This window comes from Sphingobacterium populi (assembly GCF_001586775.1).
Lineage (GTDB): Bacteria > Bacteroidota > Bacteroidia > Sphingobacteriales > Sphingobacteriaceae > Sphingobacterium > Sphingobacterium populi.
On record NZ_LQXS01000002.1, the window covers coordinates 97729 to 111252 of the forward strand.

The 13524-nt window shown below is 41.0% G+C and carries 14 protein-coding genes; 9 read left to right on the top strand and 5 right to left on the bottom strand.

Annotation, left to right across the window (positions count from 1 at the left end; translation table 11 throughout):
• Nucleotides 1-6: 6 nt before the first annotated feature.
• The 5 genes from pheT (at nucleotide 7) to A0125_RS04750 (ending at nucleotide 6244) form a co-directional block, all read left to right on the top strand.
• Nucleotides 7-2403, top strand: coding sequence for a phenylalanine--tRNA ligase subunit beta (gene pheT / locus A0125_RS04730; RefSeq protein ID WP_066752980.1), 2397 nt, complete (start codon nucleotides 7-9; stop codon nucleotides 2401-2403).
• Nucleotides 2404-2432: 29 nt separating this feature from the next.
• Nucleotides 2433-2738 (top strand): clamp-binding protein CrfC, encoded by a 306-nt coding sequence (locus tag A0125_RS04735; RefSeq protein ID WP_066752983.1) that lies wholly within the window; start codon nucleotides 2433-2435, stop codon nucleotides 2736-2738.
• Between the two features lie 46 nt (nucleotides 2739-2784).
• Entirely contained in the window at nucleotides 2785-3075 is a 291-nt protein-coding gene (locus A0125_RS04740) for a cell division protein ZapA (RefSeq protein ID WP_066752987.1), read from the top strand.
• A gap of 243 nt (nucleotides 3076-3318) precedes the next feature.
• Nucleotides 3319-4878, top strand: coding sequence for a ribonuclease Y (gene rny / locus A0125_RS04745; protein WP_066752990.1), 1560 nt, complete (start codon nucleotides 3319-3321; stop codon nucleotides 4876-4878).
• Between the two features lie 151 nt (nucleotides 4879-5029).
• Nucleotides 5030-6244 carry an MFS transporter gene (locus A0125_RS04750; RefSeq protein WP_066752992.1) on the top strand — a complete coding sequence of 405 codons (1215 nt, stop codon included), beginning with the start codon at nucleotides 5030-5032 and terminating at the stop codon, nucleotides 6242-6244.
• A gap of 72 nt (nucleotides 6245-6316) precedes the next feature.
• Here the strand turns inward: A0125_RS04750 and A0125_RS04755 are convergent, their stop codons facing one another.
• The 5 genes from A0125_RS04755 to A0125_RS04775 all read right to left on the bottom strand — a co-directional run bounded on the left by A0125_RS04755 (nucleotide 6317) and on the right by A0125_RS04775 (nucleotide 8885).
• Nucleotides 6317-6658 carry a VOC family protein gene (locus A0125_RS04755; RefSeq protein ID WP_066752994.1) on the bottom strand — a complete coding sequence of 114 codons (342 nt, stop codon included), beginning with the start codon at nucleotides 6656-6658 and terminating at the stop codon, nucleotides 6317-6319.
• A gap of 30 nt (nucleotides 6659-6688) precedes the next feature.
• Nucleotides 6689-7225, bottom strand: coding sequence for a hypothetical protein (locus A0125_RS04760; RefSeq protein ID WP_066752996.1), 537 nt, complete (start codon nucleotides 7223-7225; stop codon nucleotides 6689-6691).
• A 119-nt stretch (nucleotides 7226-7344) separates the two neighbouring features.
• A complete protein-coding gene (locus A0125_RS04765) occupies nucleotides 7345-7800 on the bottom strand; it encodes a VOC family protein (protein ID WP_066752998.1) in 456 nt (151 codons plus the stop codon).
• 32 nt (nucleotides 7801-7832) lie between these two features.
• Nucleotides 7833-8246: a RidA family protein gene (locus tag A0125_RS04770; protein WP_066753002.1), complete on the bottom strand. Its 414-nt coding sequence runs from the start codon at nucleotides 8244-8246 to the stop codon at nucleotides 7833-7835.
• Nucleotides 8247-8312: 66 nt separating this feature from the next.
• Nucleotides 8313-8885, bottom strand: a complete 573-nt coding sequence (locus A0125_RS04775; protein WP_066753004.1) for a Crp/Fnr family transcriptional regulator — start codon at nucleotides 8883-8885, stop codon at nucleotides 8313-8315.
• Nucleotides 8886-9026: 141 nt separating this feature from the next.
• On the opposite strand from A0125_RS04775, the gene A0125_RS04780 reads away from it, so the two are divergent.
• The 4 genes from A0125_RS04780 to A0125_RS04795 all read left to right on the top strand — a co-directional run bounded on the left by A0125_RS04780 (nucleotide 9027) and on the right by A0125_RS04795 (nucleotide 13524).
• Nucleotides 9027-9701 (top strand): response regulator transcription factor, encoded by a 675-nt coding sequence (locus tag A0125_RS04780; protein WP_066753007.1) that lies wholly within the window; start codon nucleotides 9027-9029, stop codon nucleotides 9699-9701.
• Between the two features lie 11 nt (nucleotides 9702-9712).
• Nucleotides 9713-11056, top strand: a complete 1344-nt coding sequence (locus tag A0125_RS04785) for a sensor histidine kinase (RefSeq protein ID WP_082784906.1) — start codon at nucleotides 9713-9715, stop codon at nucleotides 11054-11056.
• 100 nt (nucleotides 11057-11156) lie between these two features.
• Nucleotides 11157-12413, top strand: coding sequence for a TolC family protein (locus tag A0125_RS04790; protein ID WP_066753009.1), 1257 nt, complete (start codon nucleotides 11157-11159; stop codon nucleotides 12411-12413).
• 4 nt (nucleotides 12414-12417) lie between these two features.
• Nucleotides 12418-13524, top strand: a complete 1107-nt coding sequence (locus tag A0125_RS04795; protein WP_197464791.1) for an efflux RND transporter periplasmic adaptor subunit — start codon at nucleotides 12418-12420, stop codon at nucleotides 13522-13524.

The window sequence follows — 13524 nt, forward strand, 5'->3', positions numbered from 1 at the left end:
ATCAGCATGAAGATTTCCTATAATTGGCTTAAGAATTTTATCGATATCGCTCCGTATACACCAGACGAGCTGTCACTAATACTGACCGATATTGGTCTGGAGGTAGAGGCGGTAGACAAGGTGCAAAGTATTCCTGGCGGATTGGAAGGATTACTTGTTGGTGAAGTATTGACTTGCGATCGCCATCCAAATGCTGATAAATTGCAAATCACCACTGTGAATGTAGGAGCAGCTGAGCCATTGCATATCGTATGCGGTGCGCCCAATTGTCGTGCTGGATTGAAAGTAATCGTAGCGCCTCCCGGAGCCGTTTGCCATCCGAGCAGCGGTGAGCCGTTTAAGATTACAAAATCAAAAATTCGTGGTGAAGTATCTGAAGGGATGCTGTGTGGTGAAGATGAAGTCGGACTAGGTACATCGCACGCAGGTATTGTCGAATTGCCAGAAGGAACCGTTCCGGGTTTGTTGGTGAAAGACTTCTACCAGATGGAAGACGATTTTTGTTTTGAAATTGGCCTGACACCCAATCGTGCAGATGCCGCCTCTCATTTGGGTGTTGCGCGAGATCTGGCGGCATATTTCCGCAAAGAATTGCAACCGATTAATACTGAATCAGTAACAGAATCGCAAGTGGAAGGTACAGCCGTAGTAGTGCTTGCGACAGAAGATGCGCCGCGCTATGCAGGAATAAATATCAGTGGAATTACTGTAGCCGAATCACCATCTTGGCTGAAAGAGAAATTACAAACTATTGGTGTGCGTCCGATCAACAATGTGGTCGACGTTACCAATTATATATTACACGACCTAGGGCAGCCTTTGCATGCCTTTGATCAAGCAAAGATTGCCGGAAACAAAATCGTGGTACGCAAAGCAAAAGAAGGAGAACTCTTTGTAACACTAGATGAGGTGGAGCGCAAGTTGACTTCTGAAGATCTAGTGATCGCGGATGCCGAAAAGCCAATGTGTATTGCCGGTGTATTTGGCGGAGCCGAATCGGGCGTGACCGAAACGACAACCGATGTATTTCTAGAATCCGCATACTTCCATCCAGTTACCGTGCGCAAAACAGCGAAGCGTCATGGTTTAAAAACAGATTCTTCGTTCCGCTTTGAGCGGGGCACCGATCCTAACATGCCAGTAATCGCCTTGAAGAAAGCCGCTGCTTTGATTCAAGAAGTAGCTGGTGGACAGGTTTCTTCGGAGATTACAGATTTGTACCCAGCGCCAGTGGAAGCTTTTCGTTTTGAAGTGGCTTACAACCATGTACAACGGTTAATCGGGAAAGAAATTCCTAAAGAAGAAATTCGTGAGATCATCCAATCTTTAGGGATCGGTATTGAGCACGAGACAGAAGAAGCTTTGGAAGTGGCTGTTCCGCCGTTCAAGGTTGATGTGACGCGTGAAGTCGATGTGATCGAAGAAGTATTACGCATCTACGGCTACAATAATATTGAGTTGGGTACACAGATCAAAGCATCCTTAAATACCGTTCAAAAACCTGATCGTGAGGTGATTTTGAATCAAGTAGCTGATCTGTTGATTGGCAATGGCTATCGCGAGATTTTGTCTAACTCGTTGAGCAAGGAAGCATATGCTGAGAATGTAGATACGGCGGTGAAGTTGTTGAATCCGCTCAGCACGGATCTGGATACCATGCGCCAAAACTTGCTATTCTCTGCTTTGACGGCCGTTTCCTACAATCAAAAACGCAAGAGCGCGGACCTGAAGCTATTTGAATTTGGCAAGTCATATCATTTGGTGGATGATAAATATCAAGAGAAACATCATTTGGCGATCGCTATCACCGGCCGGCAGGCGGTGGAGCAATGGAATCATGCAGCAGCTTCTGTAAACTTCTACGATATCAAAGCTGTGGTAGATGGCATTTTGAAAAGATTGCGCATTGATGGCATCCGCGTGGAAGATAACAAATCTTTGTACTTTAACTATGGACTGACCTACAAGAAGGGCGAAAAAATTCTTGTGGAATTTGGTGAAGTATCCAAAGCAAATCTTAAAAAAGCGGATGTAGAACGCAGCGTATTCTTCGCCCAATTTGATTGGGATGCCGTGTTGAAGATGATTAAGAAACAAACAATCAAATTTCAAGATATTTCGAAATTTCCGGCTGTACGGCGCGATTTGGCATTGCTGCTGGACGAAAAGGTATCATTCGAACAGCTACGATTGCTAGCACAAAAAACCGAGCGCAAATTGCTCAAAGAAGTTGCAATTTTTGACGTATATAAAGGCGATAAATTGCCTGTGGGCAAGAAGTCTTATGCACTTAGCTTTACCCTTCAGGATGAGAATCAGACGCTAACGGATAAACAAATTGATGGCGTAATTCAAAAATTAATTACTAACTTTGAGAAGGAAGTTGGCGCAGAGGTGCGCTAAGTGAAAAACATTTGATATAATCGCAAAATATGGCTTCATTATCTGCGCAAATGAATCTTATCGTCGAGAAGGCGACAAATTTAATTCAATTGTGTGAAGCATACCAAGAGGAAAATGACTTGTTGAAGTTGGAGGTCCAATCTCTTCAAGTAGCGCTTGGTACAAGCTCAGAAAAAGTAAAGCAATTGGAGGAGAAGGTGAAAGCTCTGGCAGTCGCTAAATCTTTTGAAAACTCTGAGGCAGATGCGGCAATAAGTGAAAAAGTACTTGACACGAAACAAAAAATTAACGATTTTGTACGTGAAATAGATAAATGTATCAATCTGCTGAAATAGCCAAAGGCAAGAAGCATGGATAGCATACATTTTTAAGCTCAAAGTAATGGGAGACATTTCCATAAAAATAAATATCGCAGACCGGGTGTATCCGTTGCGCGTAGAGACGGAAGAAGAAGAGGTGATACGTTACGCTGCGAAATTGATCAATGAAAAAATAAAAGAATTGCAGGACAATTATGCAGTTCGTGATAAGCAAGATTTGCTATCCATGTGTGTATTACAATATGCTACAGGGATGATAAAAGCAGAACGCAATGCGCAAGATCAAGGTCAAGGCATTGAACAATCTGTACACGAATTAGACAAATTGCTGACTGATTTTTTTAATAAATAAAAATACGTTCTTTATTTACGGGCTTAAAACGACGAATTTGCCGCAGTTAAATTCGGGTTGTCACTATTTTAAACTTAACGCTTCAATATCACGAGCAAAACAAGATGTAGGCCATTTTGCGAAAGCCATCTAGGTCATGATCATACGCTCAAATCATGTGAATTCGAAGTTTAATAATACATGGAACCTGGTTTTTAATTGCGGTTTTTTTTGACTGAATTTTAATTATTTACTCTATATAAAATGTATATATCTATCACTATATCCATCATCATATCGCTCGTAATAGGCATCGTGATCGGACGATACCTGTTGCAGATGCTACTCAAGAAGCAGGAGCAGGCTGCTAATGAAAAGGCCGAAAGCATCGTCAAAGAAGCCGAAAAACAAGCTGAGCATGTTAAAAAACAACGCCAGCTCGAAGCAAAGGAAAAATTCCTCCAATTAAAGGCTGAGCACGAAAAAGAAGTCAGTCAGCGCAATAGTACAGTTGCACAAAAAGAAAATTCGATCAAACAAAAGGAGCAATCGCTCAACCAAAAGCTGGAGAATGCCAATCGCGATAAGCAAGAGCTCGAAGCTCGTGGTAAAAAGCTGGAGCAGATGATCGAAATCAATGACAAAAAGCGTGAAGAAGTAGAAGCGTTGAAGAATCAGCATATCAAACAACTAGAAACGATCGCTGGATTGACTGCTGAAGAAGCAAAAGAACAATTGGTAAGTTCGCTGCGCGAAGAAGCGCGTTCGCAGGCGATCATGCAGATAAAAGATATCGTAGACGAAGCAAAACTCACTGCGTCCAAGGAAGCAAAAAAGGTCGTTATTCAAACCATTCAGCGTACGGCTACGGAATCTGCCATTGAGAATACCGTGTCGATTTTCAATATTGAAAATGACGAAGTCAAAGGACGCATTATTGGACGTGAAGGCCGTAATATTCGTGCATTGGAAGCGGCAACGGGCGTAGAAATCATTGTGGATGATACTCCTGAAGCAATTATCCTTTCTGGATTTGATCCAGTGCGTCGCGAGATCGCACGTTTATCGCTTCACCGTTTGGTAACGGATGGTCGTATTCACCCAGCGCGTATCGAAGAAGTAGTGGCGAAAACACGCTCACAAATCGAAGATGAAATTGTAGAAATCGGTGAACGTACTGCCATTGATTTAGGAATTCACGGATTGCATCCAGAATTGATTCGGATGGTTGGTCGTATGCGTTACCGCTCATCTTACGGACAAAACTTGCTACAACACTCACGCGAGGTAGCGAACTTTGCCGCAACAATGGCAGCAGAATTAGGTCTGAACGTGAAACATGCGAAACGTGCCGGTCTTTTACACGATATTGGTAAAGTGCCCGATGATAATCCAGAACTGCCACACGCTATTTTAGGTATGCAGTTGGCGGAGAAATATAAGGAGCATCCGGAAGTATGTAACGCGATCGGTGCTCACCACGACGAGATCGAAATGACTTCGATGATCTCGCCAATTATTCAAGCTTGTGATGCCATCTCTGGTGCCCGTCCTGGTGCTCGTAGAGAAGTTGTGGAAAGTTACATCAAGCGATTGAAAGAATTAGAGGATCTAGCGCTTTCATACCCTGGAGTAGAAAAAACCTTTGCTATACAAGCTGGTCGCGAATTGCGCGTGGTCGTAGAGAGTGAAAAAGTAAACGATACGGATGCAGAAATTTTGGCAGCCGATATTTCTAACCGTATACAAACGGAGATGACCTATCCAGGTCAGATCAAAGTAACGGTGATACGGGAAACTCGTTCAGTATCATTTGCAAAATAAATCCATTCCGCAGCGTTTTGTAACGTTGTATTTTTTAATAAGATTAGTAAGGCAGACCTTTATAAGGTCCGCCTTATTTTTTACCGCCGCTTGAAAGCATTATCTCAGAAAATTTGGTAATGATCGTTTTAAACAACATACGATTAAATTGATGAAGGAAACAGATCTGGCTGTAGGCAATACAACTGTCGGCTTATCGCGCACATTAGTCTGGCTGATGGCTATCATATCAGGTCTTGTCGTAGCCAATAATTACTACAATCAACCGCTGTTAGCGCTTATTGCAGACGAGCTACATGTTTCGGAGAGTGCGGCAGGAAAAATATCGGTGCTTACGCAAATAGGATACGCTTTGGGATTACTATTAATTGTGCCTTTAGGCGATAAACTTTTGCGGAAACGACTTATTCTAATAGATTTGGTTTTGGTGATCGCCGCTTTATTGTGGATGACTTTCGCTCGCGAACTATGGATGCTCTATGTAGCAAGTTTGCTGATTGGAGCAACTTCGGTCATCCCACAATTGTTTGTTCCAATCGCAGCACAGCTTTCAAATGATCAAGAAAAATCTACTAATATCGGATTGGTGATGGCAGGTTTGCTATTAGGAATTTTGCTTTCACGCTTTTTCGGAGGTATCGTAGGCGATTGGTGGGGTTGGCGTTCTATGTTTGGTATAGCAGCGGGAATCATGGTTTTCGTATGGTTCATCATTTACAAAATGCTTCCCGAGATACATCCCAATTTTAAAGGTAGCTATAAGCAATTGATGCTTTCCGTGATTGAGTTAGCAAGGACGCAACCTGTTCTACAGTTGGCGTCTTTTCGCGGTGCTATGGCGTTTGGCTCTATGTCTGCCGTATTTACCACTTTAGTGTTTCATATGGAGCAACCGCCTTTCCAAGTTGGCGCGTCTGTTGTAGGAAGTTTTGGATTAGCAGGCGCTGTGGGAGCTTTGGCCGCAGCAAAAGTGGGCAAACTCCAAACGGCTATTGGTACGTATCGTACCATTTTGTATTCATTGCTCGTTTTGATAGGCAGTTGGGGATTTACTTACTTTGCAGGAGAAACTTATTGGGGACTAATTATCGGTATCATCCTTTTAGATTTAGGCGTGCAAGGCAGCCATATTATCAACCAAACGGATTACTTTACACTAAAAACAGATGCAGTAAACCGGCTTAATACCGTGTATATGGTTTCTTACTTCATTGGTGGATCAATGGGCACGTGGTTAGCTTCGATCGCTTGGCAATATGCCCAATGGGAAGGCGTTTGTGCGGTAGGAGCGACATTTGGACTGTTGGGCTTGGTAGCACATTTGCTATTGAGTAGAAAAATACGTTTAGCAGCAATTAAGACTTAAATTATGAACAATAATACATGGAGATGCTCTAAAACTTAAATTCCAGAGCATCTATATGAGATAGTAAATAGCTTATCGATCTGACCAAACAGCTAGTTCATTTCCTGATGGATCTAGAAATTGAAAGCGATGTCCTCCCGGGAAGGAAAAAATATCTTTCGTAATGGTTCCATTGGCTCGCATTACATTCTCTTTTGCTAAAACTAAATCTTCATGGTAAAGCACAACTAGCGCCCCATTGATGACATCCTCTTCAGTTTTTTCAAAACCGCCATCTAAGCCGCTTCCTGCAAATGCTACGTAATTAGGACCGTAATCTGTAAAAATCCATGCGAAAGCCTCGTTGTAAAACGCTTTAATAGCCGATAGATCTTGAGCCTTGAATTCAATGTAGTTGATGTGGTTGTTTTTCATCTTTAAATAAATGATGGTCTATTACTGTTCCTAATTTCCAAAAGAAACATTTAGATGGTGCTTCTCTGCGTAATCTTGTCCTAAAGTTAGCAGAGTAACATATTTCTCTTCATAGGCCGATCCATATGTTTCAATAATCTTTTCAGACTCGGCCATGATTTCATTTTCTGCCTGCTTTTGATCACACATTATAGCCAGATTTTTATATTCTTTTTGATAGACGGGTAGCACAAATTTGAAGAGATCCAAAGCTTTTTCCTTTATAATTTTGCCATCCTCATCTGGAGCTGTACTATCTTCGATCTTTTTTATTGTCTGCTCGATGTAAGCAATTTTGTTGTCTACAATTTGTTGTGCTTCGTCACCATTATTCTTGGTGCTTGGTATATCCGGAAATTCAACCGTTTCCGCAATTAATGATTTGGCAAAACGTTCCGATGCAAATTCATTAAGAATATTCGTATTTAAAACCGTGGTTTGAAAAAATTCATCTGCTGATGGGCGGTTGCAGCTTGTCAACAAAGTAATCACTAATGTAGTAAAGGATAAAAATAAATTGAATTTCATAGGTGTTTATTTGTGTTTAATAGTGTGCTTGGTGTTGATATATGATGTCGTATAATTTATAGATGCGCAAATAAAATATGGAACAAAAATATGTAGCTTCGTCTCAAAAGATAATAGAATTATGATGCTGATTGCGCCAGCCAATCCTCGTACGACAATACGCCCAAGTTTGGCTGCGGCTTGCCATCCAGCAAAGCTAAGAACTCTAAAGAATTTCCATCGGGATCATTGAAATAGATCGCTATGGCAGGCATCCACGAAAAGACCATCGGTTGTACAGAGCCATCTTTTAAAAAGTTATATGGTTGCAACTTGTGATTTTGTAGAAAATCTACAGCCTGATGTAATATGAAGTCTTTGTCGCAGTGAAAAGCAAAATGACGTGTATGCACATTATTGGTTTCTTCCCAAAGTCCTAGCATACTAGTTTTGTCATTAGCGGGCATGTACAGGAACGCGACGCGCCGTTCATCTTCTACATGGCCAATTGTTAAACCCAAAACTTGTGTGTAGAAAGCAATGGCTTTCTCCAAATTACTTACCTGTATATGTGTTTCGTAAATTCCCTTTATCATCTTTATAAGCGTTTAATTGAAATTGTGTTCAATTAGATTTTCTGCGCGATGGCATCGATTTCAAAAAGCATGCCGCTAAGTGCTAATTGTTGTACCGGAATGAGTGTGCTGGTTGGCAGCGCAGTCTTATCCCACATCATGCCTGCTTCCTCACTCCAAATTGCGAGTTTGTCTGCATTGTGATCTACGATCAACAAAGTAATTTTCACCACGTCCTGCAAATCAAAAGATTGCGCCTCTAACTGTAGTTTTAAATTTTGCAGGGCAGCGCGCACTTGCGTTCTGAAATCGGGCGAAAGTTCGTGATTACGTCCAGTGCCACCGCTTTGCCCAGATATGAAGCAGATAGCTGCTGGATTCTCGACTTTGATACTATGGGCAAATCCATACGGTGTTGGATCAAAAAGTTCCGTTGGATTGCTGGTTTGTCTATTTGTTATACTCATTGCATTTGTCTTTTAGGACAAATGTGGCAAGTAGTACCTACAAAAAAGTATACAAATGTTGAGGTTTTAGATTTTTGACTCCTTAATGATTCTACTTAATTGTGTCGACGTGATGCCAAGGTAGGAGGCGATATGAAGTTTTTTCAGTCGGTTGTACATAGGCAATTCATGGCCTAACTCCCGAAAACGTTCTTTAGCAGTTTTGTTGCGAAGCGCGATTTCAATAGGCTCCTTTTTCCATACCCAGTTTACTTCCAGATAATGCATGTGAAACAAAGCAATATCGTGGCGTGCGTCGCAAAGCTGGCGAAAGCTTTCCCCTGGATATCGAATAACTTCGCAATCTTCTAGCGCGACAATGGCAAATTGACTAGGTATACCACTGATCATTGCGGCGGTAGACGCGACGAAACTGTGCTCGGCAAAAAACATTTTGTAACACACATCGCCACTTTCGGTCGTGGCGTAATATCCGACTAAGCCTTCCAAAATAAAATAGATGTATTTCGCGGGTTTGTCAGCAAGTTGTAAGAAAGCACCTTTCTTCACCGACTGTTTTTTGCAAATCTTCAAAAAAGCCTGTTTGCTGGTTGCGGAAAGTTTCTGATAACGTTCTACTTGTTCGATGAAGATGTCCATGTACTGGCGAGTATGTATTTCAAAGGTAGGGTATATTTGTATTATTTCGTCCTGTATTAGTATCTTCGTGTATAGCCCAAAGTGAATTGTTGCCGTACGTGAGCAACATTCTGCGGTCGTGAACCATATCCCAATCGATCTATGCAAATCTTACTTGTTGAAGATGATACCCGAATTAGTAGCTTTCTCATTAAAGGATTGGAAGAAGTGGGATATTCCGTGACGCTATCCAAAAATGCGGAAGATGTGCTTGATCATTATATCGAGATGTCGTGGGATCTTATAATTGTAGATGTGATGTTACCCAAGATGGATGGCATTCAATTAGTGCAGTCGCTTCGCTATAAAAAGAATCTTGTACCAATTTTGATGCTAAGCGCATTGCAAACAGTGAGTGATAAAGTTTCTGCATTGGATTCTGGTGCGGACGATTATATGACTAAGCCCTTTCACTTTGCTGAATTGCGTTCTAGGATCCACGCATTGACACGACGCCATGGACGGCAGCCAACGCCACGCTCTAACATTGTGGAAGTGGCGGATCTGCAAATTGATCTTAATCAATACCAAGTAAGTAGGGATGGTACAGCAATTGAACTATCTCCTCGAGAATTTAAGTTGTTTAAATATTTGGTTGATCATAAAAATATGGCCCTAAGTCGATTACAAATATTAAACGCCGTGTGGAATATTCATTTCGATAATCAGACGAATGTGGTAGATGTGTATATTTCATACCTGCGCAATAAACTGGAAACAGCTGATACAAAATACATCTACACCGTGAAAGGTATAGGCTACATGTTCAAAAGCTAAAACCTGATTGTATGAAGCTAAGATCACGTCTTTCTTATTATTCGTTAGTTATCTTCAGCGTGCTTTTTGTTTTAACGTCAGTCGTTATTTATACACTGTTCTATCGTTGGGCGCGCCAGAATGAATATAAAAATCTTCAAAATACGACCCTCGTAGCGGCCGTATATTATTTAGAAAAAGACGAGCAAACACATGCCGAGCACGTAAGTGTGCAAAATGAATTACAACGATTAATTTCTAAGACCAATATTGCTGTTTACGATAGTACCGACAAGCAAGCCTATGGTCATATGGAGCAAGATGTGCTGATATCACCAAGCGTATTAGCAAAAACGCGAGTAGATGATTATCATGTGTTTGAATCTAAGACCGCATTTTATGCTGGTATATATTATCCTGATAATCAAGGCGACTTTGTGGTTTTTACGCGAAGCAGTAAAGAAAGCTTCAATGAATTAATGTATGTGCTATTGGGTATACTCACGGCGGTATTCCTGTCTAGCTTACTGATTATTCTATTATTTTCAAGATGGCTCGGTAAGATTGCTTATCAGCCTATTTTACGAATTATCGAACAAGTCAATATCCGGGACCATCAAAACCTCACCACGCCATTGACGCTAGATAATAGTTATGAAGAGGTCGATGAATTGGTTCAAAGTTATAACCGATTTATCAAACGTATTAGCCAAACATTTAATATTCAGAAGAACTTCATCGATTATGTTTCGCACGAACTTCGTACACCAATTGCTGCGGTGTTAGGGACGCTGGAGGTGACAAATCAAAAAGATAGATCGGTGGAAGAATACAAGGCGATGGTCTTGCAGTTGGATGAGTATATTCAAGATTTGCAGTCCACCATAGATCATATGATGCTGCTAACTGGTGCAAAAACGAACTTTGACTTTGCACTGATGCGGATCGATGAGGTGTTATGGGAGGTCGTAGAACATGCTACAATGTACTACAACGCCCAGATCGAAGTATATATCGATGTGCAGGACAACCAATTGTTAGAAATCCACGGGAACGATAAGTTATTGGAATTGGCTATCAATAATTTAGTTGAAAATGCCATCAAATATTCGGATAATCAAACGGTGTATCTATCGCTACATGATTACAATGGAGTATTGAGTATTAGAATAGTAGACCACGGTATCGGAATTCCCGCAGAAGATCTAGAACGGGCGACACAAAACTTCTTTCGCGGTCAAAACACGGGAGCTTATCAAGGTAAAGGAATTGGCTTATCGATGGCCAGTATTGTTTTTTCTTTACATGGAATACAAATGAAAATTGCTTCTGGAATGTCAGGTACGACAGTCACCTTACTGTTTTTAAAGGCGTAAGCGAAAGCGGCGTGCATTTCTAATCATATTCTAATCTTAATCAGAAATAGGCTTAATCTTTGAGCAGTACTTTTGGGACTTTACAAATTAGTAATACGTCTTGAAAACATTTTATATTCTGCTATTGGCCGGCCTGCTCTTTTCGCAACCCGGACAAGCCCAAACCTACTCGCTAGAGCAATTGGAGGCTGCTTTCTTGCAGAACAATTATATGCTCATTGCTTCCCGATTCCAAGTCAACCAAGCTGATGCCGAGATTGTACAAGAAAAATTATGGGAAAATCCTACTTTAAGTATTAGCGAAGTAAATCTGTGGAGCAATCAGACCAGTGAGCAGTTTGCCCGATTATTTGGCAATTACGGTCGCACGCAACAAATTGCGGTAGATTTGGAACAATTGATCGAAACAGCAGGAAAGCGGAAGAAGCGCGTGGCTATCCGTTCGCTTGAAAAAAATGATGCCGTTTACGAATATGAAGAGCTCATGCGCGAGTTGCGTAAAGATCTTCGGCAAGCCTACAATGAATTATATGTCATAACTAATGATCTTGCAAAATTGCAAGAATCTGTCGCTGTATTTGCCAATCTTAGCGAAACTTTCAAAAGACAGGCCGCTAGTCAAAACGTATCTAAAGCGGATTGGCTAAGAATTCAGTCGGAATTAGTGACGATGGAAAAAGATCAAGTGGATCTCCAAGCCGAATTGATTGAGGCAATAGGTGTGCTACAAGCACTCACAAGTATGCCAAGCATAAGTGTCGAACAATTGTCCTTTGTAGAAATGCCACAAAAGCTCAATCGCGTGGTGCCACTGGATGCTCGTCAACAAGCTTACGAGAACAATCTGGGGATAAAAAGACAGAAAAATCAGCAACTTATTGCTGATAAGGAGCTAGAACTCGCACTTGCTAATAGAAAACCAGATCTTACCGTGCAGGTAAATTATGATCGCGGAGGAAATATAATGCAAGATTTTTTCGGACTAGGCGTCAGTATGGATCTTCCATTATTCAATCGAAATAAAGGAAATATTAAGGTCGCTCAATACCAAATAGAAGAAGAACGAGCTAACCGATCGGCCATCGAAATCGCCCTAGACACGCGTTTGGCAAGCCTTACTTCGCAACTCATGCATTATCGACAAACACTCGATCGCTGGTCTAATCTGGATTTGGATGCAGAGAGCAAGATGTTGGAAAACTATCATAAAAACATGCTTTCTAAGCAAATAACCTTATTGGAATTTATCGATTTTACCCAAGCTTGGCGAGCATCGTATCAGTCGATGTTGGAAATACAAAAAAACTATTTAAACACCTACGAGGAACTACAATTTGTAGTTGGTAATGACTTTTAGCATCATGAATAAGCAAATAAATTATTTTGTAATATTAGCCAGCTTGGCTCTTTCTTCTTGTACCAATACGACAAGCCAATCCAATGCTGAAGATCAATCAGTAGATTCAACACGAACATATTGTATAGATGAACAATTGCGAAGCAGTATGGCTATCCTAGAAGTACTGGAACGCCCCGTTACGGAGCAATTGGCGCTTTCAGGAAAGGTTGAGTACAATGAAAATGATTTAGTAGCATTTCAAAGTTTGCTAGTCGGCACGGTGGAACAGGTACAATTCGAGCTTGGTGATTTTGTGCGCAAAGGGCAAGTACTGGCTACAGTTAAGTCCAATGAAATCCAAGATTTAGTACAACAGCGCCGTTTTCAACAAAGTCAAATTCAGACACTTGAACATCAGTTACAAACCAAAAGAGAATTACTCGAAGACGGGTTGGCATCTAAACCAGAGGTATTAGAAGCCGAGAATGAATTAGCCAGTGCACGAATAGAATTAGATCGTGTAGTACAATCATTACAGCTTTTTAAAGCAGCAGGCCCCGGTACTTTTCAAATTTTGGCACCCAAAGATGGCTATATAATACAAAAAGCAATCAGCGCGGGCCAAAGTATTAAAGAGGATAGTGAGCCATTATTTTCTATATCAAATCTCAAGCAAGTGTGGGTTATGGTAAATATTTATGCACGAAATCTACGATTTGTAAATAATGGCGATCAAGTAAAGGTACGTACGGTCGCTTACCCTGATCAACTATATACAGGTACTATTGATAAAATTTATAATGTATTCGACAATGAAGAACATGTGCTAAAAGCGCGTGTCGTACTGGATAATCAAAACCTCAACTTAATGCCTGGATTGAGTGCTGATATTATCATAGATCGCAAGAGTTCAGCCGAAAAAGCTTTTGCCGTTCCTAATGCAGCCAAGGTTTTTAGCAACAACAAAGAATATGTGGTGATCTATAAAGACGACTGCGCACTGGAAGTACGACAAATTAATCAAATCGCGAGCAATGAAGAGTACACATACGTAAAAGAGCGCTTTGCAGCGGATGAAAAAATAATTGGATCAAACGCGCTGTTGATCTTTGAACAGCTAAATCAGTAA

Bases quoted from the DNA above. Each gene is read 5' to 3' on its own strand.
- A0125_RS04735 (WP_066752983.1), top strand. From the start codon at position 2,433: ATGGCTTCATTATCTGCGCAAATGAATCTTATCGTCGAGAAGGCGACA.
- A0125_RS04795 (WP_197464791.1), top strand. From the start codon at position 12,418: ATGAATAAGCAAATAAATTATTTTGTAATATTAGCCAGCTTGGCTCTT.
- A0125_RS04740 (WP_066752987.1), top strand. From the start codon at position 2,785: ATGGGAGACATTTCCATAAAAATAAATATCGCAGACCGGGTGTATCCG.
- rny (WP_066752990.1), top strand. From the start codon at position 3,319: ATGTATATATCTATCACTATATCCATCATCATATCGCTCGTAATAGGC.
- A0125_RS04755 (WP_066752994.1), bottom strand. From the start codon at position 6,658: ATGAAAAACAACCACATCAACTACATTGAATTCAAGGCTCAAGATCTA.
- A0125_RS04780 (WP_066753007.1), top strand. From the start codon at position 9,027: ATGCAAATCTTACTTGTTGAAGATGATACCCGAATTAGTAGCTTTCTC.
- pheT (WP_066752980.1), top strand. From the start codon at position 7: ATGAAGATTTCCTATAATTGGCTTAAGAATTTTATCGATATCGCTCCG.
- A0125_RS04785 (WP_082784906.1), top strand. From the start codon at position 9,713: ATGAAGCTAAGATCACGTCTTTCTTATTATTCGTTAGTTATCTTCAGC.
- A0125_RS04775 (WP_066753004.1), bottom strand. From the start codon at position 8,885: ATGGACATCTTCATCGAACAAGTAGAACGTTATCAGAAACTTTCCGCA.
- A0125_RS04750 (WP_066752992.1), top strand. From the start codon at position 5,030: ATGAAGGAAACAGATCTGGCTGTAGGCAATACAACTGTCGGCTTATCG.
- A0125_RS04770 (WP_066753002.1), bottom strand. From the start codon at position 8,246: ATGAGTATAACAAATAGACAAACCAGCAATCCAACGGAACTTTTTGAT.
- A0125_RS04765 (WP_066752998.1), bottom strand. From the start codon at position 7,800: ATGATAAAGGGAATTTACGAAACACATATACAGGTAAGTAATTTGGAG.
- A0125_RS04760 (WP_066752996.1), bottom strand. From the start codon at position 7,225: ATGAAATTCAATTTATTTTTATCCTTTACTACATTAGTGATTACTTTG.